At 68.5% G+C, this 26,464-nt stretch carries 23 protein-coding genes, 2 tRNA genes and 2 pseudogenes; 9 read left to right on the top strand and 18 right to left on the bottom strand.

Going from position 1 to position 26,464, the window contains the following annotated elements:
* Positions 1-67 precede the first annotated feature (67 nt).
* Entirely contained in the window at positions 68-1,543 is a 1,476-nt protein-coding gene (locus BLV49_RS02865) for a helix-turn-helix domain-containing protein (RefSeq protein WP_091179629.1), read from the bottom strand.
* Positions 1,544-1,673: 130 nt separating this feature from the next.
* Between BLV49_RS02865 and aceA the strand changes: the two genes are divergently transcribed.
* The 4 genes and pseudogenes from aceA to BLV49_RS02885 all read left to right on the top strand — a co-directional run bounded on the left by aceA (position 1,674) and on the right by BLV49_RS02885 (position 6,534).
* Positions 1,674-2,999 (top strand): isocitrate lyase, encoded by a 1,326-nt coding sequence (gene aceA, locus BLV49_RS02870; protein WP_091179631.1) that lies wholly within the window; start codon positions 1,674-1,676, stop codon positions 2,997-2,999.
* A gap of 26 nt (positions 3,000-3,025) precedes the next feature.
* Positions 3,026-4,672, top strand: a complete 1,647-nt coding sequence (gene aceB / locus BLV49_RS02875; protein ID WP_091179633.1) for a malate synthase A — start codon at positions 3,026-3,028, stop codon at positions 4,670-4,672.
* 484 nt (positions 4,673-5,156) lie between these two features.
* Positions 5,157-5,285, top strand: a pseudogene (locus tag BLV49_RS02880) (VOC family protein); the annotation flags it as partial.
* Positions 5,286-5,292: 7 nt separating this feature from the next.
* Positions 5,293-6,534: a pyridoxal phosphate-dependent aminotransferase gene (locus BLV49_RS02885; protein WP_091179635.1), complete on the top strand. Its 1,242-nt coding sequence runs from the start codon at positions 5,293-5,295 to the stop codon at positions 6,532-6,534.
* Between the two features lie 3 nt (positions 6,535-6,537).
* On the opposite strand, the gene BLV49_RS02890 is transcribed toward BLV49_RS02885, so the two are convergent.
* From BLV49_RS02890 to BLV49_RS02925, 8 genes are all read right to left on the bottom strand, one after another.
* Positions 6,538-6,813 carry a hypothetical protein gene (locus tag BLV49_RS02890; RefSeq protein WP_091179637.1) on the bottom strand — a complete coding sequence of 92 codons (276 nt, stop codon included), beginning with the start codon at positions 6,811-6,813 and terminating at the stop codon, positions 6,538-6,540.
* A 63-nt stretch (positions 6,814-6,876) separates the two neighbouring features.
* Positions 6,877-7,677 carry a hypothetical protein gene (locus BLV49_RS02895; protein ID WP_091179639.1) on the bottom strand — a complete coding sequence of 267 codons (801 nt, stop codon included), beginning with the start codon at positions 7,675-7,677 and terminating at the stop codon, positions 6,877-6,879.
* A gap of 1 nt (position 7,678) precedes the next feature.
* Positions 7,679-8,824 carry a UDP-N-acetylmuramate dehydrogenase gene (locus tag BLV49_RS02900; RefSeq protein WP_176980699.1) on the bottom strand — a complete coding sequence of 382 codons (1,146 nt, stop codon included), beginning with the start codon at positions 8,822-8,824 and terminating at the stop codon, positions 7,679-7,681.
* Complete coding sequence (locus BLV49_RS02905) at positions 8,821-9,246, bottom strand: MaoC/PaaZ C-terminal domain-containing protein (RefSeq protein WP_091179641.1); 426 nt, start codon at positions 9,244-9,246, stop codon at positions 8,821-8,823. Before BLV49_RS02905 ends, BLV49_RS02900 begins: the two co-directional genes overlap by 4 nt.
* Positions 9,243-9,689 (bottom strand): FAS1-like dehydratase domain-containing protein, encoded by a 447-nt coding sequence (locus BLV49_RS02910; protein ID WP_091186684.1) that lies wholly within the window; start codon positions 9,687-9,689, stop codon positions 9,243-9,245. The genes BLV49_RS02905 and BLV49_RS02910 overlap by 4 nt, the downstream gene beginning before the upstream one ends.
* A 24-nt stretch (positions 9,690-9,713) precedes the next feature.
* Positions 9,714-10,577, bottom strand: a complete 864-nt coding sequence (locus BLV49_RS02915; protein ID WP_091179644.1) for a DNA-3-methyladenine glycosylase family protein — start codon at positions 10,575-10,577, stop codon at positions 9,714-9,716.
* Positions 10,577-11,089, bottom strand: coding sequence for a methylated-DNA--[protein]-cysteine S-methyltransferase (locus BLV49_RS02920; protein ID WP_091179646.1), 513 nt, complete (start codon positions 11,087-11,089; stop codon positions 10,577-10,579). Before BLV49_RS02920 ends, BLV49_RS02915 begins: the two co-directional genes overlap by 1 nt.
* 69 nt (positions 11,090-11,158) lie before the next feature.
* On the bottom strand, positions 11,159-11,926 hold the full coding sequence (locus BLV49_RS02925) for a sulfite exporter TauE/SafE family protein (RefSeq protein ID WP_091179648.1): 768 nt from the start codon (positions 11,924-11,926) through the stop codon (positions 11,159-11,161).
* A 96-nt stretch (positions 11,927-12,022) separates the two neighbouring features.
* Between BLV49_RS02925 and BLV49_RS02930 the strand changes: the two genes are divergently transcribed.
* A complete protein-coding gene (locus BLV49_RS02930; protein ID WP_091179650.1) occupies positions 12,023-12,805 on the top strand; it encodes an alpha/beta fold hydrolase in 783 nt (260 codons plus the stop codon).
* Positions 12,802-13,560 carry an SGNH/GDSL hydrolase family protein gene (locus BLV49_RS02935; protein ID WP_091179651.1) on the top strand — a complete coding sequence of 253 codons (759 nt, stop codon included), beginning with the start codon at positions 12,802-12,804 and terminating at the stop codon, positions 13,558-13,560. The genes BLV49_RS02930 and BLV49_RS02935 overlap by 4 nt, the downstream gene beginning before the upstream one ends.
* Before the next feature lie 77 nt (positions 13,561-13,637).
* On the opposite strand, the gene BLV49_RS02940 is transcribed toward BLV49_RS02935, so the two are convergent.
* From BLV49_RS02940 to BLV49_RS02955, 4 genes are all read right to left on the bottom strand, one after another.
* Positions 13,638-16,262 (bottom strand): multicopper oxidase domain-containing protein, encoded by a 2,625-nt coding sequence (locus tag BLV49_RS02940; protein ID WP_091179654.1) that lies wholly within the window; start codon positions 16,260-16,262, stop codon positions 13,638-13,640.
* Positions 16,249-17,466, bottom strand: a complete 1,218-nt coding sequence (locus BLV49_RS02945; RefSeq protein ID WP_176980700.1) for a DUF8744 domain-containing protein — start codon at positions 17,464-17,466, stop codon at positions 16,249-16,251. Before BLV49_RS02945 ends, BLV49_RS02940 begins: the two co-directional genes overlap by 14 nt.
* A 119-nt stretch (positions 17,467-17,585) precedes the next feature.
* Positions 17,586-18,143 carry a YceI family protein gene (locus BLV49_RS02950; RefSeq protein ID WP_091179656.1) on the bottom strand — a complete coding sequence of 186 codons (558 nt, stop codon included), beginning with the start codon at positions 18,141-18,143 and terminating at the stop codon, positions 17,586-17,588.
* Positions 18,144-18,220: 77 nt separating this feature from the next.
* On the bottom strand, positions 18,221-19,255 hold the full coding sequence (locus BLV49_RS02955; protein ID WP_091179658.1) for a YeiH family protein: 1,035 nt from the start codon (positions 19,253-19,255) through the stop codon (positions 18,221-18,223).
* Between the two features lie 69 nt (positions 19,256-19,324).
* Here BLV49_RS02955 and BLV49_RS02960 point away from each other — a divergent pair, with 69 nt between their 5' ends.
* The 3 genes and pseudogenes from BLV49_RS02960 (at position 19,325) to BLV49_RS02975 (ending at position 22,448) form a co-directional block, all read left to right on the top strand.
* Positions 19,325-20,221, top strand: coding sequence for a LysR family transcriptional regulator (locus tag BLV49_RS02960; RefSeq protein ID WP_091179660.1), 897 nt, complete (start codon positions 19,325-19,327; stop codon positions 20,219-20,221).
* A gap of 45 nt (positions 20,222-20,266) precedes the next feature.
* Positions 20,267-20,952: pseudogene (locus BLV49_RS17125) on the top strand (dienelactone hydrolase family protein).
* Positions 20,953-21,074: 122 nt separating this feature from the next.
* Positions 21,075-22,448, top strand: a complete 1,374-nt coding sequence (locus BLV49_RS02975; protein WP_245723519.1) for a short-chain fatty acid transporter — start codon at positions 21,075-21,077, stop codon at positions 22,446-22,448.
* Between the two features lie 56 nt (positions 22,449-22,504).
* On the opposite strand, the gene BLV49_RS02980 is transcribed toward BLV49_RS02975, so the two are convergent.
* The 5 genes from BLV49_RS02980 to BLV49_RS03000 form a co-directional block, all read right to left on the bottom strand.
* Positions 22,505-22,578: transfer RNA gene (locus tag BLV49_RS02980), tRNA-Met, on the bottom strand.
* Positions 22,579-22,602: 24 nt separating this feature from the next.
* Positions 22,603-22,674 (bottom strand) — tRNA-Thr (locus BLV49_RS02985).
* A 32-nt stretch (positions 22,675-22,706) separates the two neighbouring features.
* Positions 22,707-23,567: a nucleotidyltransferase family protein gene (locus tag BLV49_RS02990; RefSeq protein ID WP_091179666.1), complete on the bottom strand. Its 861-nt coding sequence runs from the start codon at positions 23,565-23,567 to the stop codon at positions 22,707-22,709.
* 2 nt (positions 23,568-23,569) lie between these two features.
* Positions 23,570-25,411, bottom strand: a complete 1,842-nt coding sequence (locus BLV49_RS02995) for a glycoside hydrolase family 13 protein (RefSeq protein ID WP_245723520.1) — start codon at positions 25,409-25,411, stop codon at positions 23,570-23,572.
* Between the two features lie 141 nt (positions 25,412-25,552).
* Entirely contained in the window at positions 25,553-26,464 is a 912-nt protein-coding gene (locus BLV49_RS03000) for a sugar ABC transporter permease (protein WP_091179670.1), read from the bottom strand.

Here is a 26,464-nt window from a genome sequence, read left to right on the forward strand (position 1 = left end):
GTCGTGCGCCCGGTACCGTCAGAAACTTAGCACAGCCTTACCTGAGACAAGGGAGAGCTGGCGCGTTCTACTCCCGCGGCGCGTGCCGGTCGAGGAAGCGGTACACCTCCGCGTCGTCGACGCCCGGGAACGTCCCCGTCGGCAGAGCCGCGAGCAGGCTCGTCGGTGTGCGCGCCGCCGGCCACGACTGCCGCGCCCACACCTCGGCGAGCTCGGTCGGCGGACGCCGGCAGCACGCCTCGTCGGGGCAGGTCGACTGCGATCGGTTGCGCGTGTCGCGCCCCCTGAACCACTTCACGTGCTCGAACGGCACGCCCACGGTGATCGAGTACTCGCCCTCCTTGGCCTTCTCGACGCGCGAGGTGCACCAGTACGTTCCGTTGGGGTTGTCGGTGTACTGATACCACGGGCTGAACCGGTCTTCGGCGGCGAACACGGTGAATGCGGTCCACTTGCGGCACACCGTCGTGCCCTCCACCGCGCCGAGGGCGTCGGTCGGGTGCCGCACGCCGTCGTTCGAGTACGCCTTCACGATCGTCCCCGACTCGTGCACCTTCGTGAAGTGCACGGGAATTCCGAAGTGCGCCGTCGCGAGGTTCGTGAACCGATGCGCCGCCGTCTCGTACGAAACGGCGAACGCGTCGCGCAGGTCCTCCATCGAGATGCGTCGAAAGTTCTTCGCCTCGGCGAGGAATCGCACGGCGTCGGCCTCGGGCAGCAGTATCGCGGCCGTGAGGTAGTTCGTCTCGATGCGCTGCCGCAGAAAGTCGGCGTAGTTGGCGGGCTCCTCGTGGCCGAGCAGGTGACTCGCGAAGGCCTGCACGACCGGGCTGCGGGAGTCGCGCGAGGCCGACTGCTGGGTCGGCAGGTAGATGCGGCCGTTCTTCTTGTCGGTCACCGACCGCGTCGAGTGCGGCAGGTCGGGCACGTAGTGCAAGGTGAACCCGAGGTGCAGGGCCATGTCGCCGACGAGCTGCTGGCTCACGGGGCCGCCGCGGTGGCCGACGGCGTCGAGGAGTTTGCGAGCCTCCGCCTCGAGCTCGGGGAAGTGGTTGTCGCGAGCGCGCATCGTGGCTCGCAACTGCGCATTCGCGCGTCGCGCCTCCTCAGGCGTCGCCGCTCGCTCCTTGTGCAGCCGCTCGACCTCCTGGTGCAGCGACAGGATCGTGCGGAGGGTCTCGTCGCTGTACGACTTCGAGATGCGGAACGGATGGATGCCGAGAGCTTCGAACACCGGACCGCGCTGCGCCCGCTCGACGGCGATCTCGAGGGCCGCACGTTCGTTCGGCGCTTCCTCGTCGAGAAGATCGTCGATTGTTGTACCGAGGGCGAGCGCAAGCTGCCGCAGCATCGAGAGCCGGGGCTCGCGCTTCCCGTTCTCGATCATCGACACTTGCGACGGAGCCCGGTCGATGGCCCGCCCCAGCTGCTCGAGCGTCATTCCGCGCGAGACGCGCAAGTCGCGGACGCGGCGACCGAGCGTGAGCGCATCCACGCGCTCCGCCGGGCCGTCGTCGGGGGTGAGAGCCTCTGCCGTGATCATGCTCTTGATGGTGACACGATGTCGGCTTTCTGGCAATGAGAAGAACCCGTGAATTTCTGCGCATGAATTCCGGTCGACGCACGTCGCTGCCCTCCAGAGTTGATGTCACCACAACGCGAAGGAGCAGAAAATGACAACACACCGACGACCGTTCCGGGCCGGCGACCAGACCCAGACCGCGGCGGAGCTCGCCGCGGAGTGGGCGAGCGAACCCCGATGGGACGGCGTGCGACGCGACTACACCGCCGAGGACGTCATCGCGCTGCGCGGCAGCGTCCGTGAGGAGGCGACTCTCGCTCGCCGCGGCGCCGAGAACCTGTGGAATCTCATCCACACCGAGGAGTGGGTGCCCGCTCTCGGAGCGCTCACCGGCAACCAGGCCGTGCAGCAGGTTCGCGCGGGACTCAAGGCCATCTACCTCTCCGGCTGGCAGGTCGCCGCCGACGCCAACCTGGCCGGCCAGACCTACCCCGACCAGTCGCTGTACCCGGCGAACTCGGTTCCGCAGGTCGTTCGCCGCATCAACAATGCGCTCTTGCGCGCGGACCAGATCGAGACGGCGGAGGCCGGATCGCCCGCGAGGGACTGGCTCGCACCGATCGTCGCCGACGCGGAGGCCGGCTTCGGCGGCCCGCTCAATGCCTACGAGCTCATGTCGTCGATGATCCAGGCGGGTGCGGCGGGCGTGCACTGGGAGGACCAGCTCGCGAGCGAGAAGAAATGCGGGCACATGGGCGGAAAGGTTCTCGTGCCGACGAGCCAGCACATCCGCACCCTCAACGCCGCGCGCCTCGCCGCGGACGTCGCGGGCGTGCCGAGCGTCATCATCGCGCGCACCGACGCGCTCGCGGCGACCCTGCTGACGAGCGACGTCGACGAGCGCGATCGTGCGTTCATCGAGGGCGACCGGACCGCCGAGGGCTTCTACCAGGTGCGAAACGGCATCGAACCGGTCATCGCACGCGGTCTCGCGTACGCCCCGTACGCCGACCTGCTATGGGTCGAGTCCGCCGAGCCCGACATCGAACTCGCACGACGCTTCGCCGAGCGCATCCACGAAGAGTTCCCGGGGAAGAAGCTCGCCTACAACTGCTCGCCGTCGTTCAACTGGAAGTCGCACCTCGACGATGCGCAGATCGAGCGATTCCAGCGGGAGCTCGCCGCGATGGGCTACGCGTTCCAGTTCATCACCCTCGCCGGGTTCCACTCGCTCAACCACTCGATGTTCGAGCTCGCCCGCGACTACAAGAACCGCGCCATGAGCGCGTATGTCGACCTGCAGGAGGCCGAGTTCGCGTCGGAGGCGAACGGCTACACCGCCACAAAGCACCAGCGCGAAGTCGGCACGGGCTACTTCGACCGCATCGCGACGGCGCTCAACCCGGGCAGCACGACGCTCGCCCTCGTCGGATCCACCGAGGAGGAGCAGTTCGCCGGCTCCGCCGGGCAGCACTGAGACCGGACATCAGGAAGGAGAACCCCATGACTGTGACAGATCAGTCCGCTTCCGCAGCCTCCCCGCCCGCGACTGTCGGTCGGATGCGCGTCGCGGGCCCGATGCACGAGCGCTTCGAGGAGATCCTCACGCCCGAGGCGCTTCGCTTCCTCGCGGAGCTGCACGACGCGTTCGCCGGCGAGCGCGAGGAGCGGCTTGCCGCGCGCGACCGGCGTCGGGAGCAGTTCCGCCAGGGGGCAGACCCCGACTTCCGCCCGGAGACGGCGCACATCCGGGAGGACCCGGACTGGCAGGTCGCCGGCGCAGGCCCTGGTCTTCTCGACCGCAGGGTCGAGATCACGGGTCCCACCGATCCGAAGATGACGATAAACGCCCTCAATTCGGGAGCACAGGTGTGGCTCGCCGATCAGGAGGACGCGACGAGCCCGACCTGGCGCAACGTCATCGGCGGTCAGCTGTCGCTCCTCGACGCGATCCGCGGGCGCCTCTCGCACACGAGCGCTGACGGCAAGCAGTATCGGGTCACGGCCGAGCGGCAGCCGACGATCGTCATGCGACCGCGCGGCTGGCATCTGCCCGAGGAGCACGTGCGGCACACCGATCAGGCCGGGCGTGAGCGCGCAGCATCCGGATCTCTCGTCGATTTCGGGCTGTACGCGTTCCACAACGCCGAGCCGCTCATGGCGGGCGGCACGGGGCCGTACTTCTACCTGCCCAAGCTCGAGTCGGCCGAGGAGGCGGCGCTGTGGGACGCGGTGTTCGCGTTTGCGGAGCGGCGGCTCGGTCTGCCGCACGGGACGATTCGGGCGACCGTGCTGATCGAGACGCTGCCGGCGGCGTTCGAGATGGAGGAGATCCTCTATGCCCTGCGCGACCACTGCGCCGGTCTCAACGCGGGCCGCTGGGACTACATATTCTCGATCCTGAAGTGCTTCGCGGGGCGTGACGACACGAGCGTGCTGCCGGATCGCGGCGAGGTGAGCATGACGGTGCCGTTCATGCGCGCGTACACCGAGCTTCTCGTGCAGTCGTGCCACAAGCGCGGTGCGCACGCGATCGGCGGAATGTCGGCGTTCATTCCCAGCCGACGCGATCCGGGAGTGACCCAGAACGCGCTGCGGAAGGTCGCGGAGGACAAGCGGCGCGAGGCGACGGACGGATTCGACGGCACGTGGGTCGCGCACCCGGGCCTCATTCCCGCGGCGCGCGAGCAGTTCGACAGCGTGCTCGGCGAGCGTCCGCATCAGCTTCATCGGCGCACCGCGGCGAGCATCACGGCGCAGCAGCTCCTCGACCTGCGCATCGATCGCCCCGTCACCGACGCCGGCGTTCGAGGAAACGTGTCTGTCGCGGTGCGCTACATCGCGTCGTGGCTGCGCGGGGTCGGGGCGGCCGCCATCGACGATCTCATGGAGGATGCCGCGACGGCGGAGATCAGCCGCTCGCAAGTGTGGCAGTGGATCCGCCGCGGTGTGCGAACGGAAGAGGGCACCCCGATCACACGGGCCCAGATCGACGCGGAGCTCAGCCGACTGCTCGTCGACCTACCTCGCGCTGACGGGGACCGTCTCGAGGACGCCGCAGAAATCTTCCGAGACGTCGCCCTCGGCGACGATTTCCCCGCGTTCCTCACGACCGGCGCGTACGAGCGCCACCTCGTGGAGCGCTCGTGAGCGCCTCCGGATCCGCACACCACGGCCACGTGAGCGGAAAAATCCCTGTTCTTCTGGCTGTACCGGCACATTCCGGCGGAGATCCCGCCGACGTGACCGGACGGAGCGGAAATATCCCGTTCTTTCGCAAATCGGGAAACTCGGTTCTTCTTCGCCACGCCAATCCGGTCCGCAGCGCTTGCGCAAGGCGCACAGTAGAAACACCCCGCAACGCAACCGCGAAAGGAGTCATCATGACAACGAACACTCTGCGACACGCTGAGCAGAGCCACGCGGCTGTGGAACTTGCGACGGAGTGGAGCGACGACCCGTTCTGCGACCTCACCGTTCCGATGGATTGACAAAGCAGCCGCGCGGCCCACACTCGCCGCAGCGACAATCGCGCCGACCGCGCGATACCGACAACGCAAAACACAAGAGACAGGGCGGATGCCGCGGCCACACCGCAGCGGCATCCGCCCTGTTTCTCTTTCCCGAGCAGGCTGCGCAGGACCTCGGCTTCATGTACAGCCGCGACCTCGACGATCCCGACGGCAACAGCCTCGGCTTCGTCTATATGGAGCAGCAAGCGATCGACGAAGGCCCTGGGGCGTACCTGGAGGGCTTAGCCTGAGCTCGTCATGCACCTCGTCGGCGCCACACGCAGGCGCTACCCTCGAAGGGTGGCTACGACACCGAGACTCTCCCAGAAGATTTCCGCGATCGCCGAGTCGGCGACCCTCAAGGTAGATGCCAAGGCGAAGGCCCTGCAGGCGGCGGGCGCCCCCGTGATCAGCTACGCCGCGGGCGAGCCCGACTTCGCGACGCCCGAGCACATCGTCGAAGCGGCGATCGCCGCCGCGAGCGACACGCGGAACCACCGCTACACGCCGGCGGCGGGGCTCCCCGACCTGCGTGAGGCGATCGTGCAGAAGACCGCCCGCGACTCGAAGATCACCGTCGACGCGAAGCAGGTTCTCGTCACGAACGGCGGCAAGCAGTCGGTGTACGAGTCGTTCCAGGTGCTGCTCAACCCGGGCGACGAGGTCATCGTGCCCACCCCGTACTGGACGACGTACCCCGAGGTGATCGGACTGGCCGACGGCGTCGCCGTCGACGTCTTCGCCGACGCCTCACAGGACTACAAGGTGACCGTCGCGCAGCTCGAGGCCGTGCGCACCGAACGCACGAAGGTTCTGCTGTTCGTCTCCCCCTCGAACCCGACGGGCGCCGTGTACACGCCGGAAGAGACCCGCGCGATCGGCGAGTGGGCGCTCGAGCACGGCATCTGGGTGATCACGGACGAGATCTACCAGAACCTGACCTACGACGGCGTCGAGGCGACGTCGATCGTCGCGGCGGTTCCCGAGCTCGCGAACCAGACGCTTCTCGTGAACGGCGTCGCGAAGACGTACGCCATGACCGGCTGGCGCGTGGGCTGGACGGTCGGCCCGCAGGACGCCATCACGGCGATGACGAACCTGCAGTCCCACTTGTCGGGAAACGTCAACAACATCGCCCAGCGCGCCGCGATCGCCGCCCTCACGGGACCTCAGGATGCCGTCGGCCAGATGCGCGCCTCGTTCGACCGTCGCCGCCGCACCATCGTTGAAGAGCTCAACAAGGTGAACGGCTTCTCGGTGCCGACGCCGAAGGGCGCGTTCTACGTCTACGCCGACGTGACGGGAGTGTTCGGTCGCGACATCGACGGCGTGACCGCGTCGAGCTCGCTCGAGGTCGCCGACCTGCTTCTCGACAAGGCGCAGGTCGCCGCCGTGCCCGGCGAGGCGTTCGGGCCGTCCGGGTTCCTGCGGTTCAGCTACGCTCTCGGCGACGACGCCCTGCTTGAGGGCGTGCAGCGGCTGCAGAAGCTGTTCGCGTAGCGCTCAGAGCGCGCCGAGCAGACCGGCGAGGCCGACAACGACGAGTGCGAGGATCACGAGGGCTGCGACGAGCCATACCGCGGCCCGTCGCGCGATCGAACGCGGCCGGCGGCCGCCGACCGACTCATCGGCCGGCACGCCGTAGGGCTGTGACGGGTTAGGCGGGTTGCGGATGATGGGGCCCGCGCCGGTCCACGGACCCGTGCGGGCGCTCGGCTCTGTCTGCCGCTCGCCGTGCGCGGCGGCATCCGACCCGGAATCGTGCGGAGTCTTGTTCACAGGGAGCTCTCCTCCTTGCCGCGTGGGATTTCACCCTAACCCAGTCGGCCGAGGATGCGGTGACTACTTCAGAACCATTGTGAACCGGTCGAGAATGCGCTGCGCAAGCGCCTCATGGTCGAAGGTGTCACCGCCGAGGCACGAGAGGGTGATGCCGTAGGACGAGTCCTGCCACACCATGCCGCGCGTGAGCTGCAGGAAGAAGCCGCCGGAGTAGTCGAGGCGCCGGCCGGCGAATTCGATGACGTTGCCGTCGGACACGGGCATGTCGACGACGATGTCGTCGCCGTGGTCGGTGAGGTCGGGGAACTGGGCGCGCAGGTTCGCCTCGCTCAGGTCGAGGTCGCGCTTCGTGTAGTAGCCGTCCGACTTGCCGGGCTCGGGATCACCCCAGATGTAGATCCACTTCGGCATGGCGGTGAGGTTGCAGACCGGGTCGTCGCTGAGCCAGTACTCGCCGAACTTGTCGTGCGCGGAGTACCAGTTCGAGGGGAGGTCGTACGTGACGTCCACGTCGTGCGGGAAGTACGCGTAGCTGTCGAGAGGGTAGACCCCGTTCACGGCCGTGGAGTAGGCGGGCGGGTCGAAGTCGGGCTTCGCTCCGGTTCCCGTCTGCGTGGGCTGCGGCGTCGGCACGCCGCGCGGAAGGCTCGCGGTCGGGCTCACGGCGGGAAGCGGAGCCGCGCTCGGGATGCTGCTCGCTATGAGACTGACGACGGCCGTGACGGCGACGATCGTGAGCGCGGCGATGCCGAGCGAGGCGAGCGTCCACGTGACGATGCGCCGTCGACGCGATTGCTGCGGATCCTCGCTCGCTCCGTCGTCGTTCACGCCGGGCGGCGGAGGCGGCGGCTGGAAGGTCATGTCAGAGCTCGATGCCAAGCAGCACGGGCTCAGGCCGCAAGAGGATGCCGAACTCGGCTTGCACGCGAGACTGAACAAAGCGCGCGAGCGAGGCGATGTCGTCGGCGGTCGCGCCTCCGCGGTTCGTGAGGGCGAGGGTGTGCTTGGTCGAGATGCCGGCGCGGGACCCGGGAAGCGCGAATCCGCGCGGGATGCTCGCACGCTCGATGAGCCATGCGGCGCTGAGCTTCACGAGCTGTGGCTCCGCGTCCGCGGCGAGCGGCGGAATCTCGGTTCCGGCTGAGCCGTCGAGCGGCAGCACCGTGTCGGCGGCATCGGCGGTGGCGAGGGGCCAGCGCGGCGCCTCGGCCGGCAGCGTCCGGGCGAGCTGGTCGGTCACGATCGGGTTCGTGAAGAATGAGCCGGCGCTGTGCGTGTCGCGGTCGGCGGCGTCGAGGACCATGCCCTTCGAGGAGCGGAGGGCGAGCACGGCCTCGCGCACCTGCTCGAGCGGAACCCGGTCACCGAGCTCGACGTCGAGGGCACGCGCGAGCTGCGAGTAGGCGACCGGCCGGCTGAGGCCGTCCTCGGCGGGGGCGAGCCGCAGGTCGACCGAGAGCACGACGGCTTCGCGAGCGGCGGGCTCGCCGCCGTGGCGCTTGAGCACGGAGCTGCGGTAGCCGAGCTCGAGCTCGGTCGCGGGGACACGCACGCGCTCCCCCGACTCGTAATCGAGCAGCTCGACGGATTCGAGAACGCTCGAGAGCTCCTGGCCGTAGGCGCCGATGTTCTGGATCGGCGCCGCGCCGACAGAGCCGGGGATGCCGGAGAGCGCCTCGATGCCGGTCAGCCCGGTCTCGACCGTGTGCGCGACGAGCGCGTCCCAGTTCTCGCCGGCCTGGACGCGCAGGAGCACGCTGTCGGGCTCGTCGACGCGTTCGATCCCTCGCGTGCGCATGAGAACGACGGCGCCTTCGATGCCGTCGTCGGCCGCGAGCGTGTTCGAGCCGCCGCCGAGAACCGTCCACGGCTCGTCATCGGCCCACAGCTCGGTGAGCAGGTCGACGAGCTCCTCGGCGTCGTCGGCCTGCAGCATCCGCTCGGGCGCCCCGCCGACCGCGAGGGTCGTGAGCTCCCGAAGCGGGCGCGGTTCGCTCAGCTCGCTCACGCCAGCGCCACGACCACCTGCGCCTTGCCGAGCACGGTGGCGGAGTCGACGGTGACGGTCAGGTCGATGCGGGCGGTGCTCCCCTCCGGGTCGAGCGCTCCGACCTTCGCGACGGTCGTGACGTCGGCGCCGCTCTGGGGGTCGACGACGATGGGCCGCGTGAACTTCACTTGGTAGTCGGATACGCGCGAGGGGTCCCCGACCCAGTCGATGACGGGCTGCACGGCGGCGCCCATCGTGAGCATGCCGTGCGCGATGACGCCGGGGAGATCGACGGATGCCGCGACGTCATCGCGGTAGTGGATGGGGTTGAAGTCGCCGGAGGCGCCCGCGTAACGCACGAGAGCGTCGCGCGTGAACGTGATCGTGCGCTCGGCGACGAGGTCGCCGACGGTCAGTGCCTCGAGTTCGGGGGTGCTCATTCGTCTCCTCGCACGACAAGAGTGGAGATGGCGGTCACGACGTGGTCGCCGTTGGCGTCGACGATGACGGTATCGGCCGTGACCATCGCGTGGGCGCCGAGCGTCTTGACGCTCGAGACGGTGAGCGTCGCCGTGAGCTCGTCGCCCGCGACGATCGCACGCGAGTAGCTGAAGCGCTGGTTGCCGTGCACGACGCGGCTGAAGTCGATGCCCGCATCGGGTTCGGCGAGCAGCTGGGCGAGCGCCTTCTCCTGCACGACGACGGGGAACGTCGTCGGCGCGATGATGTCGGGGTGCCCCGACTCCGCCGCCGCGTCCGGGTCGAGGTGCATGGGGTTCGTGGCGAAGACGGCGCGCGCGAACTCGCGCACCTTCTCACGGCCGACGAGGTACGGCTCGGTCGGGGGCAGCGTGCGCCCCTGCAGTTCGGGATTCACAGACACGAGCACCAGCCTACCTTCCGGCTCTCACGGCAGATACGCGTGAGCGGTCCACAAGTGGAATGCCGCGTAGGCCCTCACCGGCCGCCACGGCTGCGAGAGCCGCTCCGCGTGCGCCGCGGAGACAGAGCCGAGCGCGCGACGCAAGACGAGGTCGCCGACCGGGAACGCGTCGCGGTCGCCGACGGCGCGCACCGCGAGGTAGTCGGCCGTCCACGGCCCGATCCCGGGCAGGGCGAGCAGTCGCTCGCGGACGAGCCCCGGCTCGCCGTCGAAGGCGAGGCCGTCGGCGAGCGCGACGGCGACTGCGTGCAGCGTCGCGGCGCGAGAACGCGTGAGGCCGATCGCCTCGCGCACGCGGAGAACGTCGAGCGCGGCAATCGCGCGCGCGGTCGGGAACGCACGGTAGTCGGTACCGGCCACCGGGTCACCGTAGGCGACGACGAAGCGGCGCTGGAAGGTGCGCGCCGCGGCGAGCGAGACCTGCTGGCCGAGCACGGCGAAGCTCGCCGCTTCGAAGTCGTCGAGGTGCCCAAGAATGCGCAGCCCCGGCCGTCGATCGATGAGCGTGCCGAGCACGGGATCCTCTCCAAGGGCCGTGAGAACGCTTCGGGGATCGACGTCGAGGTCGAGCCAGCGGCGCACTCGCGCTGTGAGGTCGTCGTCGATCGGCACCGTCGCGTCGAGGTCGACGAGGTCGTCGCCGAAGCGCGCGCGGATGACGGCGGGGCCGTCTGCGGTTCGGATGCTGCGCGTGATGCTCGCGGCATCCGGCTCGTACGGTTCGTCGAGCCCCGTGACGGCGTGGACGCGCTGGGCAGCGAGCAGCGCTGCCGCGTCGTACGGCGGTGTGAACGGCAGTCGGGCGTGGTGGCGGAAGGAGGGCAGCATCAGAACAGCTGGTCGTCCGCCGCGCCGTCGCCGCGCTCGAGGGCGAGGAGGAACCGCTTGCGCTCGATGCCGCCGCCGTAGCCCGTGAGGGAGCCGTCGGCGCCGATGACGCGGTGGCAGGGCACGATGATGGAGATCGGGTTGCGGCCGTTCGCGGACCCGACGGCGCGCGAGAGGTTGGGGTCGCCGAGGTCGGCGGCGAGCTGCCCGTAGGAGCGCGTCTGCCCGTACGGAATCGCGAGCAGCTGCACCCACACCCGCTTCTGGAAGTCGTTTCCCTGCGCGTCGAGCGTCAGGTCGAACTGCGTGCGCTCCCCCGCGAAGTACTCGTTCAGCTGCTCGATCGGCGCGGCGAAGGCATCATCGTCGCGCACGCCGAGCTCGGCGGCATCCTGAACGTGCCGGGGCGAGCGCATCCACACCGCGCGCAAGGCGACGCGACCGCGCTCGGCCTCCCCGACGAGGGTGAGCGCGTCGATGGGCGAGTCGATGATGGTGTGGCTGAGGGTCATTGTCGTTCCTCCCAGTATGGTCGCACGGGCCGACACGAGGACAACTCGGGAGCGGGACGGAGTGTGAGCTCAGCGACCGCGGATCGTGCGGACCGTCATCTGCACGGCGATGAAGACGAGGAAGCACGCGAACAGGATGTTGCCGACCATCGGGTCGATCGCGCCGGCGAGCACGGCGCCGAGAGATGTCGTGACGCACGCGGAGACGCCGACCGTGATCGCGGCGGCGAGGTCGACGTTGCGGCGGCGGGCGTTTCCGATGGTGCCGGAGATCGCGGTCGGGATCATGACGGCGAGGGAGGTGCCCTTGGCGACGAGGTCGCTCGCGCCGAACAGCAGAATCAGCATGGGCACGATCACGGCGCCGCCGCCGATGCCGAGGATGCCGGAGAGCACCCCGACGAACAGGCCGAGAACGATGAGCCCGATGACGGACAGCGCATCGAGGTGGATGTCGGCATCGCGGGAGGGGATGACGAAGAACATCGACACGATGACGGCGACGATGAACACGATGAACGCCCACTGCACCGCCCGCTTCGGCAGCCGGTGCAGCAAGTGGCTGCCGAGCTGGGCGCCGACGATGGAGCCGATGCACAGGATGAGCGCGACGACGAGCGCGACATCGCCGTGGAGCGCATAGCTGACGACGCCGGCGATCGAGATCGGAACGATCGCGCCGAGCGACGTGCCCGCGGCCTTCTTCTGGTCGAACTTCGCGAGCATCGTCAGCAGCGGGACCATGAGAATGCCGCCGCCGACGCCGAACAGCCCGGAGAGGAATCCCGCGACAAGACCGATGAGCACGAACCAGAGCCAGTCGACGCGTCGCCTCATGCGGCTCCTTCCTGCCGTGCCCACGCAAGACTATCGCGCACCCCGCTCGCGCTCTGTTCTCACAACGTGAGCCGAAAATCGTGGTCGAATGGGTGCATGCTTCCTTCCGCGCCGCTGCCTTACATGATCACAGCGCCGGACGGACTGCAGCTCGCGACGTACGAAATCGGTGATGCGGATGCCGCTCCCGTCGTGCTCGTCCACGGCTTCGCCTCGAGCGCGGAGCTCAACTGGGTGCTCACGGGCTGGTCCCGCGAGCTCACGCGCGCGGGCTGGCGCGTGCTCGCGCTCGATCAGCGCGCTCACGGCGCGAGCGACAAGCCGCACGAGGCGAGCGCCTACACGATGGCGGCGCTCGTCGCCGACGTGCTGACGCTTCTCGACGCATACGGCGTCGCGAGCGCTCCGCTCGTCGGCTACTCGCTCGGCGCGCGCGTCGCGTGGCAGGCGGCGCTCGCCGAGCCGGGGCGCGTCACGCGCGCGGTTCTCGGCGGCATCCCGGCAGGCGACCCCCTCGCCCGCTTCGACCTTGAGGCGGCGCGAGCGTTCGCTGCCGACCGGACGCCGATCGGAGACGCCTTGACGCGCACGTTCATCGAGATGGCCGCGGGGCTCGAGGGAAACGACCTCTGGGCGCTCATCGCCCTCGTCGAGGGGATGCGCGGCGGCGATCAGGCCGGCTTCGAGCGGAGCCCTTCGCAGCCGCTGCTGCTCGCGACGGGCAGCGCCGACCCGGTGCTCGATCAGTCGCGGGCGCTGGCCGCAGCGGCATCCGACGCCCGCTTTCTCGAGATCCCGGGGCGTCATCATTTCAACGCGCCGACGGCGCGCGCGTTCCGACAGGGCGCGATCGAGTTCTTAAGGGAGGGACGAGTATGATCCGCAGCTATGTGGCGCTCGGCGACAGCTTCACCGAGGGAGTCGGCGACGACATGCCCGACGGGAGCGTGCGCGGCTGGGCCGACTTCGTCGCGCTCGGCCTGCAGGCGGCCTCGGACGAGCCGGTCGGCTACGCGAATCTCGCGATCCGAGGCCGCAAGCTCGGCCCGATCATCGACGAGCAGCTGGCGCCGGCGCTCGCGCTCGGCGCCGATCTGCTCACCTTCAACGGCGGCGGGAACGACATCCTGCGCCCGCGCGTGTCGATCGGCTGGGTCGTCGATCGCACGATGGGTCTCGTCGAGCGCGTGCTGCAGACGGACACGCGACCCGTGATCCTCGCCGGCGCGAATCCCTCACGCAACCTGCCGCTCGGCCGAGTGACGCGCAAGCGCGGGAACGCTCTCGCGGATGCCGTGAGCGCGGCGCTGAAGGGCACGGGCGTGCTTCTCGTGGACAACTGGCACGACGAGTCGCTCGAGGACCTCCGGTACTGGTCGGCCGACAAGCTGCACTTGAACGCGCTCGGGCACGCGCGCGTCGCCGCCAATGTGCTGACCGCGCTCGAGGTCCCCGTGCCCGCCGAGTGGGGTGTGGAGGAGGTCGAGGAGGCGGGGACCGGCGGTCGCGGGCGCAGCAGCATCCGCTACTACCGCGACTATGTGCTGCCCTGGATCGGCCGCCGCCTCACGGGCCGTTCCTCGGGCGACGGCCGCACGGCGAAGCGACCGACGCTGCAGCCCGTCGACGCGTAGCAGCGCGTTCGCTCCTGGCATTCTGCGCACTTGCCCGCTCGATGTGAGCATTTCGCCAAGAATGAACGCGGCGACGCTCAGTCGGTGACTTCGAAGACGCCGGTCGCGCCCTTCTCGGCATCCGACATGATGTGGGACACGAAGGAGTAGTGCCCCGCCTCGGGGAACGTCAGCTCGACGAAGCCGCCTTGCGCAGGCGCGAGGTCGAGGGCCTGCGCGCCGCCGACACCGGTTGATCCGCCGTCCTTGAGCGAGTAGTCGCCTTCCTTCCAGACCGTGTGGAACTGCCCGCCGATGACGTGGAACGACGAGGCGACGTTCGGCCCCGCGTCGAGCACCCACACGCGCACGCTGTCGCCCGTTTTCACGCGCAGCGGCCGGTCGCGATACTGGTTGGCGTAGCCGTTGAACGCGACGATGTCGGGCATCTGCGTGGCCACCTTCGCGGAGTCGACCGGCCCGCCCTCGGCGCCCAGGTAGAACTCGGACTGCACGAGCACGAACTCCTCGTCGACAGGGGCGAGGTCCGGCGGGTCGATGACGACGGCGCCGAACATGCCGTTCGCGATGTGCGTCGACATCGGCATCGTCGAGCAGTGATACATCCAGATGCCCGCCCGCGTGGCCGTGAATCGGTACTCGAGGCTCTCCCCCGGCAGAATCGTGCGCATCGGCTCATCCGGCGCAAGCACACCGGCGTGGAAGTCGATCGAGTGGCCCATCGAGCCGTTGTTCACGAGGGTGACCTCGAACACGTCGCCGACCGTGCCGTGCAGCACGGGCCCTGGGGCGGTCCCGTTGAACGTCCACAGCGCTTGCGTGACGCCCTGCGCGACCTCGGCGGTCACGTCCTCGACGTCGAAGCTGACCTTGTGGATGCTGCTGCCCTCGGCAGCCGGAAGGCTGGCGTCATAGGGCACGAAGCCCGCCTCGGGGGACAGCGAGAAGTCGAGGTCGGCGGCCGCGCCGCCGTCGGCGAGGCCGGGCATGTCGTCGTGGTCGTGCGTCGCGCCCACGGAGGCCCCGCCGACCGCGATGACCTTGGCGACCATGCCCATGGCGCGGTGGCCGGTGACCGAGCACCACACGTCCATGTCTGCGGAGATAACGCCCACGTCGACCGTCGCGGACTCCCCCGGATTGAGCCGCCCCGAGCTCGTGCCGTTCGCGAACGTGATGTCGTGCACGTCGGTTCCCGTGTTCGTGAAGTTGACGACGAGGGTGTCCCCAGCGGGAACCTCGAGCGTGTCCGGGACGAAGCGCATGCCCTTCACGGTGACGTCGATCGTCGTCGTGTGACCGGTCTCAGCGACCGTCGCCGCGGAGACGGTGTTGATCCCTGCGGCGGCCGGATCGACGGCGACGCCTCCGGTCACGGCGAGGAGGATGACGGATGCCGCCGTCACGATCTGGCCGCTCAGCGCGCGGCGCACCGGCTTCCGCGGCGCTCCGAGGGTCAGCTGCTCGCCCGGCGTGTGGGTGGCGGGCGCCGGCTCGGCCCTGCGCGCCCTGAGCCCGGCGACGATCGCCCGAACGGCCAGCACGAGGAAGCTGATGAACACCGCGAACACGGTCAGGCTCAACAGCACCTTCACGACGCTCGGCACGTCGAGCAGGTAGACGAGGATGCCGGCGTTGATGACGACGGCGCGGAACACGGCGCCGCGGTCGAGCTCCCGTTCGGCGGCCTTGCGCGCGTTGGGCCGGCCCATGATCACGGGAAGCAGGTAGCTGAGCGCCCCAAGGACGATCTGCACGGCGAACCCGGCGATGAACGGCTGCACGATCCAGGCGAGCGCGTTCACGGCGGCGCCGATCTCCGCCGCGGTGCCTACTCCGACCGCGAGCAGCACGACGCTCGCCGCCAGCCAGCACACGGCCGCGCCGATGCTGAGCGCCGCATAGCTCACGCCCGACGCGTCCTTCACTTGCCGCACTCCCTCGATCGCGACGAGCACGAGCGCGCCGAGCCACAGTGCACCGCCGAGCAGAACGCCGGGCAGCTGGTCGGTGAGCGCGGCGAGAACGATGAACAGCAGGCCCGCCGACGAGAGCACGAGCACGAGTTCCGAGCGTGAGCCGTCGCCGGGGCGCATGCGCGCGTGCAGCACCGTCGGCCAGAACAGGATGACGGTGCCGAGCACGGTCGTGCCGACCCAGCCGAGCAGGTTTATCGCGACGTGCGCCACGAACAGGCGCGAACGCATCGGGTCGTCGGACGAGAGCTGTGACATCCAGAAGCCGAAGGAGACGCCGACGATGAGCCACAGCCCCGCGACGACGTAGAAGCGCACGAGCGGCCCGAATCGGGAGCTCAGCGCCCCGCGCAGCTGCAGCGAGAGCACGATCGAGTGCGCGAGAGCCGCGAGGCCGACGAGGATCGCGCCGACGAGCACGACCGAGCCGGCGTTGCCGATCATGCCGACGACGACGGTGATGGCGCCGAGCGTGTGCGCGGCGAGTCGCGAGCCGAGAACGACGCGACCGCCGGGCGGCTGTTTGCGCGTGAGGGTGTCGGCGAAGTGCTGGCTCCAGATGATGATCGCGGTGCTCACCGCGCCGAGCATCGTGACGTGCACCATGAGCCACGTGCTGATCGGCAGGAAGCGGTGCGCCGTGACGACGACGATGGCCGCCAGCATCCACAGGCCGACGAGGGAGTTGGTGAGGATGTACCAGGTGCGGCGCTCAAGGCTTCGCATTGTCGGCTTTCCGGGTCGAGAGGCTGAGACCGGTCGGCGCGGGTGTTGCGGGAGCAGTCGGGGTCGGATGCCGCAGGCCGGGCGGCCGCGAGCGCGTGGCCCGCACGGCCGAGACGATCGCAAACAGCAGGAAGAGCACGATCGCGGCGACGTTGCCGATGCCGCCCGCCTGCACGAGAGCATCCGAGCCGCGCGCGTCGCCGATGAGCCGAACGGCGATCGAGAGCTGGAGCACGGCGGCCGGGAGGTAGAACTCGGGGCGGTAGGGCAGCGCGACGCGCAGCACAGCCGGGAGGATGACCGAGGCGTGCGCCATGATCATCGACATCACGAAGCCGAGAAGAACCGCGTGCGTGACCGCGTCGTAGGCTGCCGATGCGCCGGGCGGGCCGCCGACGAGCCAGATCGCGCCCGCGACGCCGAGCCACAGGTAGCCGCTCAGCAGGCACGCCGCCATGAAGCGAGCCGCTCCAGTCGCGCTGATCGTCGCGCGGGCGACGTCGACGGCGAGCAGCCAGCCGACCAGGGCGAGAAGAGCGGCGCCGAGAAGCGGATACCCGGCCGGCGGCCAGATGACGGTGGCGAGCGAGAGGGCGGCGACGATGATCGAGAGTCCGAGGCCGACCGCTTCGCCGCGCGCCGTGAGCCCGCCCACACGGCCGAGCTCGATGCGCTCCCCCACGATCGTGAGCACGAGGAACATCTCGGCGATCGGCACGAAACTCGCAAACGGCACGCCGGAGAGCCACAAGAGGCCGGCGAGGAGTCCGCACACGGCGCCGAGCACTTGCACGCTCGTGGCGATCGCCTGCTGCCGCGTCCAGATCACCCGGTAGATGGCGAGAACGACGAGGAAGCCGAGCACGATGGCGGCGCGTCCGACGGTGCTGGGCAGAGGCGTGAGCAGGCTGAGGGCGCCGAGGCTCAGCAGGAGAGGCGCCGCGAAGGCCCACGCTCGCCGGATCGCGACCGCGCGCTCGAGCACGACGAGAGAGCCGACGAACCCGAACACCATGGCGGGCGCGTGGATCTCTGTGAGTCGAGCGGCGGCGTCCGCGCCGAGAACGCCGAGTCGCGCGAGCCCCGCTGTCATGCCGACGATCAGAGCGACGCCGCCCGGCAGGAGGAAGAGCAGACGAATGACGCGCACGCGCGCGGCAGAGGGTCCGCGCCCGGCGATCGAGGATCCCTTGGGCGACTGCACAACTCTAGAGTACCGCTCGTTTCTACGACGCGTAGAAGAGTGGGCGGGGACTATTCAGTCAGAGAGAAGGGGTCGTGACCGACTACCGGTCACGACCCCTTGTGCGGTTTGGGGGAAGACTACGCCTGGAGCGTGAACTGCAGGTCGAGCTCGACGGTGACCTTCTCACCGAGCGTGAAGCCGCCGGCCTCGAGCGCCGCGTTCCAGTTGACGCCGAAGTCCATGCGGTTGATGACGGTCGTCGCCTCGAGGGCGGCCTTGGTCTGGCCGTAGCCGTCGACGATGACACCGCCGAACTCGCCCTTCAGGGTGACGGGCTTGGTGACGCCGCGCAGCGTGAGCTCGCCCTCGATCGTGACGTCGTCGCCGTCGACCTCGTACGAGGTGGAGCGGAACGTCATGGTCGGGAACTCGTCGACCTTGAAGAAGTCATTCGTGCGCAGGTGGTTGTCGCGGTCGGCCTGGTTCGTGTTGACCGAGGAGACGTCGATTGTCGCCTCGACGGTCGTGTCAGCGGGGTTCTCGGCCGTGACGACGGTGGCGTCGACGACGTCGAAGGTTCCGCGGACCTTGCTGATCATGAGGTGCTTGACGCTGAAGGCGACCTTCGAGTGCGTGGGGTCGAGCTTCCAGGTGCCGGCAACGTACTGGGGGTGAACGAGTGTGTTTTCAGTCATGTGTCTATGCAACCGCATGCAATTTCAATCTATTCCTTGCCGCGACAACTTTTTTCGAGATTTATCCGGCGCGGCTCTCAGCCCAGCAGAAGCACCCCTGAGAGCGCGATTGCCGCGACCACGATGGTGCTGCACAAAGCGAGAAGGAACGGTTTCGGTCCCACGCGAATGAGGCTCCGGATCCTCACTCCCGCGCCGAGGGCGAACATCGCGGCCGACAGCAGAGCGGTCTGCACGACGGATGCCGCACCGAGCACTCCCGCCGGCACGATGCCCGTCGATCTCACGAGCACCATCGCGATGAAGCCGGCGACGAACAGAGGAATGATCGGCGGCCGCTTCCCCACGGAGGCGGCCGATTGACGGCGACGGATGCCGCTGATGACGGCCATGACGGGTGCGAGCATGAGCACGCGCGCGAGCTTGACGATGACGGCGACACCGAGCGCGCCGCTTCCGATGATGCCGCCGGCCGCGACGACTTGGGCGACTTCGTGGATGGAGCCTCCCGCCCACAGGCCAGCGTCGTGAGCTGCGAGCCCCATGGCGCCGGCGACGAGCGGCACGGCGGGGATCATCAGGGTTCCGAAGAGAACGACGAGCGCGATGGCCGTGACGACCTCCTCGTCGTCGTCCGTCTCGATGACGCCGTCGACCGCGGCGACCGCTGCGGCACCGCAGATCGAGAAGCCGCACGCGATGAGCAGCCGCTGGGTGGCGCTGATCCCGAGCCATTTTCCGATGAGCATGGTGGCGGTGATGCCGCCGGCGACGATGAGGATCACGACGATGATCATTCCGACGCCGAGCCCGAGTATGTCCCCGAGCACGAGCTGCAGCCCGAGGAGCACGACTCCGAGCCGCAGCAGCTTCTTTGCGGCGTAAGCGAGCCCGGCTTCGAACACCCCGGGGATCGGCGCGAGGTTGCGCAACAGCACCCCGAGGACGATGGCGACGAGCAGCGCGCTCACCGTCGGCAGGAAGCGGTTGATCATGAGGGATGCCGCTACGGCGAGCGCGCAGAGGCCAAGGCCGGGAAGGACGGCGCGCGCGGACGCCAGGAGGGCGCCGGTTCGGGGACGGGATCGGGTCAGGGGTTCGTCGACGGTCATTCTCCCACTGTTGCGTTGGCGGTCGCCGTCGAGAACAACGATTCGGGCATGCAGGCATATCATCGTGATATGGCTTCTGGACTGCCGGATCTCCCGGGGCTCGCCCTGCTGTGCGCCGTCGCGGAGCATGGCAGCCTCACTGCGGCTGCGGCCAGCCTCGGCACGGCGCAGCCGAACGCGTCGCGAACGATGACTCGACTCGAGGCCGACCTCGGTTTGCGGCTGCTTGACCGAGGTCCGCGCGGATCGGCTCTCACCGCGCAGGGCGTCCTCGTCGCCGAATGGGCGGCCGACACGCTCGACGCTGCCCGGCGGTTCCGCTCAGCGACCGAGAGCCTCCGCGGCGAGCGAGCGTCGTCGTTCACGGTGTCGTCGAGCCAGACGGTGGCGGAGGCCCTCATGCCGCAGTGGCTCGCCGCGCTGCGAGCGGAGCGCCCGGACCTCGATATCCGCCTGCACGTGGGCAACTCGGTCGACGTGTGTGAACGCGTATGCGCGGGGACGAGCGATGTCGGGTTCATCGAATCTCCTCGTGCGCGCGGCGGCCTGCGATCGGTTGACGTCACCGGTGACAGCCTCGTCATCGTCGTGGCGCCTGCCCACCCCTGGGCCGACCGGAAGCGACCGGTGACAGCGGCGGAACTCGCTCGGACGCCCCTCATCGTGCGCGAGTCCGGCTCTGGCACCCGCACCACGCTCGACACGGCGCTGAACGGCATCGATCGGGCCAAGCCCGCGTTGGAGCTTGACAGCAACGCCGCGGTGCGCGTCAGCGTCGCGTCCGGAGCAGGCGTCGCCGTGTTGAGCGAGCTCGCCGTCGCATCTGCCGTGCGGGCCGGGGAACTCGTCGTCGTTCCCACGGCTCTCGAGCTCCCGCGTCGCATTCGAGCCGTCCGTCTTCCCGGCGCTGTCCGCGCGGAAGCAGAAGCTCTCGTCGCCATCGCTCGTCGCGACCGCCGATTCTGACACCCGCCCCTCCGCGTGGTTCGCTCGCGGGAGTAGTCTGCCGCCATGTCACACGATGCATCGGCCGGACTCGACGCCTACATCACATTGCCGACAGCTCCCGTTCGTGGTGGGGTCATCGTCGTCCACGAGATCTGGGGATTGCAGGATCACACCCGGGACGTCGCGGACCGTTTCGCCGCGGAGGGTTATGCGGTTCTGGCACCCGACGTGCTCTCGCACGCCGGAATCGACACGGCGACGGGGGCGGAGCTGCAGCGGCTGAGCTTCGAGGCATCCGAAGAAGAACGCTCGCGCGAGCAGCCGCGGCTTCGCGAGGCCTTCTCGACCGCATCGCGGGCGTGGACGGGCGCATCGCCGTCGTCGGCTTCTGCTTCGGCGGCAGTCTGGCGTTCCAGCTCGCTGCCGCCGACGATCGGGTCCGCGCCGCCGTCCCGTTCTACGGCTCGGCGCCCGACCGTGACGCGCTCGAACGCACAACGGGGAGCATTCTCGCCCTCTACGGAGAACAGGACGAGCGGCTCATGGCGCAGCTGCCGCAGCTGAAGGCCGACGCGCAGGCTGTTGGAGCCGATCTCGATACCGTCGTCTATCCCGGTGCGCGGCACGCCTTCTTCAACGACACGAACGCTGTCACCTACAACGCGGATGCCGCCACGGACGCGTACTCGCGAGTGCTCGCGTTCCTCGAGCGGGCCTTCGAGGAACGCACCCTGCACGTCGGCCCGTAGCCGTTGCTCGGTGGCGGCGCGGCGTCGTCACACCGGCTCGCCGCCTCGCTGACCTGTGAGCCGGCTATGCGTCGATAGGGTCGAAAGCACCGGATCTGTTCGAGTGAACGAAGGAGTTCCTGATGTCGACCGCCCCACCCCAAGAGACGAGCACGTCACGGCGCAGCGTGATGAGGCCGGTGAACCGGTTCCTCGAGCGCTGGATTCCCTCGGCTCTGACGTTCGCCATCGTCCTGACGATAATCGTGGCGATCCTGGCCATGACGCTCACGCCGTCGAGCCCCGTCGATGTCGTCAAGGGCTGGGGCGACGGGCTGGCCGGACTCCTCGCCTTCATGACGCAGATGTGTCTGATCCTGCTGCTGGGTTACATGCTCGCCAACACCCGACCCGTGCGGAAGCTGCTGGGCTGGCTCGCGCGCCTGCCATCGACGCCCGGCATGGCGTACGTCTTCGTCTTCGTCATCGGCGCGGTCGCGAGCCTCATCACGTGGGGTCTCGGACTCATCGTCGGGACGCTCCTCGCACGTGAGATCGCCGTCGAGGGACGCAAGCGCGGTATGAAGGTGCACTTCCCGCTGCTCGTCGCCGCCGGTTACTCGGGATTCGTCGTGTGGCACATGGGCTACTCCGGCTCGGGTCCGCTCACGGCGGCCACACCCGACTCGTTCCTGGCTGAAAGCCTTGGCGGCACCGTTGTTCCCGTCACCGAGACCACCTTCTCGTCGTGGAACATGCTCGCCGCGCTCGGCGTCATCGTCGTCTGCGGCCTGCTGTTCTTCCTCATCCGGCCGAAGAACGGCGATCCCATCTACGAGCTGCCGGCGAGTGTCGGCTCAGAGGCCGCCGATGAGGTCGACGAGGAGATCGTCACGCCGGCCGACCGCATCGACGCGTCACGCATCCTGACTCTCGTCCTGGGCCTCGGCCTCGTCGCCTACCTCATCGTGCACTTTGTGCAGGGCGGAACGCTCACTCTCGACATCGTGAACTGGTCGTTCCTCGCGCTCATCCTGCTGCTCGTACGCAATCCGTTCGAGCTCATCCACCTGACGAAGAAGGCCGCCTCGAACGTCGGCGAGATCCTTCTGCAGTTCCCGCTCTATGCCGGAATCCTCGGCATCATGGCGTCGTCGGGGCTCATCAAGATGTTCTCCGACGCGTTCGTGTCGATCTCCACGCCCACGACCTTCGGCGTGCTGGCCCTGCTGTCGGCGGGCATCGTCAACTTCTTCGTGCCCTCGGGCGGCGGCCAGTTCGCCGTTCAGGGGCCGATCATGATCGATGCGGCGCATCAGCTCGGCATCGACCCCTCCGTCGCGATCATGGCGGTCGCCTACGGCGACCAGTGGACGAACATGATCCAGCCGTTCTGGGCGCTCCCTGTGCTCGCGATAGCGGGGCTGAAGATGCGCGACATCCTCGGCTACACATTCGTCACCCTGCTCGGCTCCGGTGTCGTGATGGCAGCGGTGCTGCTGATCATCAGCCTCTGACCCGGCACACGCGAAAGCCCCGGCCGAGAGAAGTTCCTCGGACCGGGGCTGGGCTGTAGCAGGAGCGGGACTCGAACCCGCGACCTCACGATTATGAGTCGTGCGCTCTCACCAACTGAGCTACCCTGCCGCTCGACGTTCCGAAGAACGTGCGAGCCCCGAGTCAGGATTGAACTGACGACCCCTTCCTTACCATGGAAGTGCTCTACCACTGAGCTATCGGGGCGACGCCGCCTGCTGGTTCGCAAACGGCAACCGCTAAAGAATATCAAACCTTTGAGCGGTTCGTGAACACGGCGCCTGCGCATCAGCGCCGTCATCGTCGCGCCAATCAAGACGTGCGGCGACAGCATCCGCCGCGCCGCTCGGAAAGCCGTCCCAGCCCGGCTCGAGCACGTCCCGTGCCAGGTCGAAGAGGCCACGCGCAGCAGATTCGACATCCTGCGCGAGGGCGGCGTCGATCCGCGCCGCAAGCTCGGGGTAACCGCGTTCGAAACGGCGAAGCGGATCGATCTTGTCGCGCGAGCTCGGCAGCTGCGACGGAATCCGGGCGCGCACCACCCGGGCCAGCAACCCGACAGCCCAGCCGCGCACGAAGTTCGAACCGTTGAGCACCTCCCCGCGACGTGCACGGCCGACGCCGATCAGGAGCTTCACGAGAACGAGCCGCATGTCGTTCGCGGCACGGTCGTCGGAGGGAGCGGCAAGCCTGTCTGCTGAGTCTGCGCGCTCCCGCGCTTCCGCGATGATCCGTGCAACACGGCCTTCGCTGTCGTAGACGATCAGGGCGTCATCGGCCACTGCGCCCGTGAGCTCGTCAGCTGTTGCCGCTGCGAACTCAAGAACGTGGCCATCTGAGTACACGACGACGAAGCCGATATCGCCTTCTCGCCCGAGCAACACGCTGGTCTCGAATCGTGGAAGCCAGCTCAGGTCACGGCGCACATCGTGCTCGCGGCCCGGTTCGAGGAGCACGAAGAAGTCGTGATCGGACCATTCGTCGCGACGCGTCGCGTCCGCCGCCGAGCCGAGCAGCACCAACCCGATGACACCGTCGGTCTCTCGGCACGCCTGCTCCAGCTCGTCGCTCAGTCGAGAGAACTCCTCAACGTTCCGCATGCTCAGGCCCCTGCCGCCTGCCACACCGCGAAGGCCGGACCTGTGCCGCTGATGCGGATGCCGGTCTCGTCCGCGTGGAGGTCGAGGTCGCCGAACGAGCGCGCCGCAGCATCCGCCCCGTTCACGGTTTCGGCCGGCAGCGTGATGTCGACGTCGGCGCGTGCCGCGACGATCAGGAGAGACTCGGACTCGTCCTCACGAACGTAGGCGAGCACGTCGTCGCTCACGTGAACCCACCGCATGCCGCCGGTGTTGAGTGCACTGTGCGATCGGCGAAGGGCGATGAGCCGGGCATAGAGGTCGATGGTGTCGGATGCTGCATCGGCGGCGCCCCACGGAATCGGCGTTCGCGAGTCCTCCCCGTCGATCCCGGTGAGCCCGAACTCGTCGCCGGCCCACACGACGGGGATGCCGGGCAGTGTGACCGACATGCCGACCGCGACGGGAAGCGTGCCGGGCAGCGCCCGCGTGAGGAACCTCGGGGTGTCATGGGTGTCGAGCGCGTTCATGTTGCCGAGGCGCGTGCGCCACGGGAAGCCGGCGCTGAACTGGCGGTGCGCGGCATAGAACTGCCAGCCGTTGTAGCGCGGGATCGTCTGCATCGCCATGCCGAGACCGCCGCCCGCGTCGCTGAGCGGCTCGGACAGCCAGCCCCACAGCGGACGCGTGAAGTTGGCGTAGGTCATCGCGCCGTGCCAGGCATCGCCCGTGAAGTCGCTTGCGGCGTCGTTCGTCGACTCGGCGAGGAGGATGGTATCGGGGTTCACCTCGGTCATCGTGCGCCGGATGATCTGCCGCACCTCTTTGTTGAGGTCGTCGTCGCGGAAGCGACCGGTCATGTTGGCGACGTCGATGCGCCACCCGTCGAGGTTGTACGGCGCCTTAAGCCACTTCGCAACGACCGAGTCGTCGCCCTCGATGAAGCGGCGGCGCAGCTCGGTCGAGTTCCAGTTGAACTTCGGAAGGCTCGGAACGCCGAGCCATGACTCGTAGCGCTCATGCTCGTCGTCGAGCCAGTAGTAGAAGTCGCTCTCCGGCGCTTCCGGATGCCGGTGGGCGGCGAGGAACCACTCGTGCGCGTCGCCGGAGTGGTTCGTCGTGAGATCGCCGATAACGGTGAAGCCGCGCGCATGCGCAGCGGAGACGAGGCGCACGAGCGCCTCGTCTCCGCCGAGAAGCGGGTCGACGACGTCGAAGTTCGCCGAGTCGTAGCGGTGGTTCGAGCGCGCGGGGAAGACGGGGGTGAGGTAGATCATCGTCACCCCGAGCCGCTCGAGATGATCGAGACGGTCGATGATGCCGTCGAGGTCGCCGCCGTAGAACTGCGTCGAACGCGCGGGCGGGTCGAGCCGCACGTCGTCGCCCCATTCGGCAGGCACGGCCCAGTCGGGCGCGACGCGCTGCGCGGCAGCATCCGATCGCGCGAACCTGTCGGGGAAGATCTGGTAGAGAACGGTCGACGGCACCCACTCGGGCGGCGCGTCGTACGCGACGAGCCTGAAGTCTTCGCTGTCGAGCGTCTCGGTGTTGAAGACCCCGCGCGCGTTCACCCAGATGTCGGTTCCGTCGGCGAGGCGAAGCAGCCACCGGTAGCCGTGCACGCGGTTCGCGACCTCGATCTCGGCCTGCCACCAGTCCCAGCCCGGCGTCGTCGCGACGCGTTCCGCCACGGCGAAGCGCGGTTCGCGGTCGGGGTTCGATCGCACCCGAACCCCGTGCAGCTCGCCAAGCGCCTGCGGAACGCGCAGGCGAACCGTCACCGATTCGCCGAGACGCGGATGCTGCGTCGACACATAGAGAGGAGAGCCGTCGTGGTGGGGCTCGAGGGCGGTGTCCATGGTCATCGAGAAGACTCCTTGTGATCTGCGCCGAACGGGCGCGGAGGATGAAGGTGACGTGGTTGCGCGGGGAAGCCGCGGCAGAGCCCTCAGATTGTTATTCGGTTGTGAGTGACGCCGCCGCGGTCGGCCGCGGCAGCGCACACCTTACTTGACGCTGCCGGCGGTCAGCCCGCCGACGATGTACTTCTGCAGATAGAGGAACAGCGCCATGACCGGAAGCGCGGCGAGAACCGCGCCCGCGGCGAAGACGCTCCAGTTGCTCGTGAACTCCTGAGACACGAACTGGTAGAGCCCGACGGCGAGCGTCTGCTTCTCCGGCGTGACGAGGACGACGCTCGCGATGACGAAGTCGTTCGTCGTGCCGATGAACGACAGCAGTCCCACGACGGCGAGGATCGGCGCGACCAGCGGAAGGATGATCGTGAAGAAGATCCGCGCGTGCCCGGCGCCGTCGATGCGCGCAGCCTCGTCGAGCGCTCGCGGAACGGTGTTGAAGAAGCCGTACATCAGATAGGTGTTCACGCCGAGGGCCCCGCCGAGGTACACCATGATGAGGGAGACCTGGTTGTCGAGGCCGAGCGCCGGGAAGATGTCGCCGATCGTGTTGAGGAGCAGGAAGATCGCGACGACGGCGAGCAGCTGCGGGAAGATCTGCACGACAAGGAGGGTGATGAGACCGAATCGCCGCCCGGTGAAGCGCATGCGGCTGAAGGCATATGCGGCGAGCGCACCGAGGAAGACGGTGCATGCGGATGCGGTCAGCCCGATGAACAGCGTGTTGCCGAACCATGCCGCGTAGGGCTGCTGCGGTGAGTTGAAGAGCGTGACGTAGCTGTCTGCGCCGATCTTGGAGAACAAGCCGTTCGAGCTCAGCAGGGTTCCGTTGGGGTTGAGGGATGCCGAGAGCACGTACAGCAGCGGGAACACGGCGTACACGACGATGATGATGCCGATGAGGTGGCGCCACCCGGTCGCCGCGAACCAGCGGCCGAAGCGGAACGGCCGCTTCGCGGGGATGTCGTCGACGGAGGTGCGTGACTGCCTTGTCGTTGTCAT

This window comes from Paramicrobacterium humi (genome assembly GCF_900105715.1).
In the GTDB taxonomy this organism is placed as follows: Bacteria; Actinomycetota; Actinomycetes; order Actinomycetales; family Microbacteriaceae; genus Paramicrobacterium; species Paramicrobacterium humi.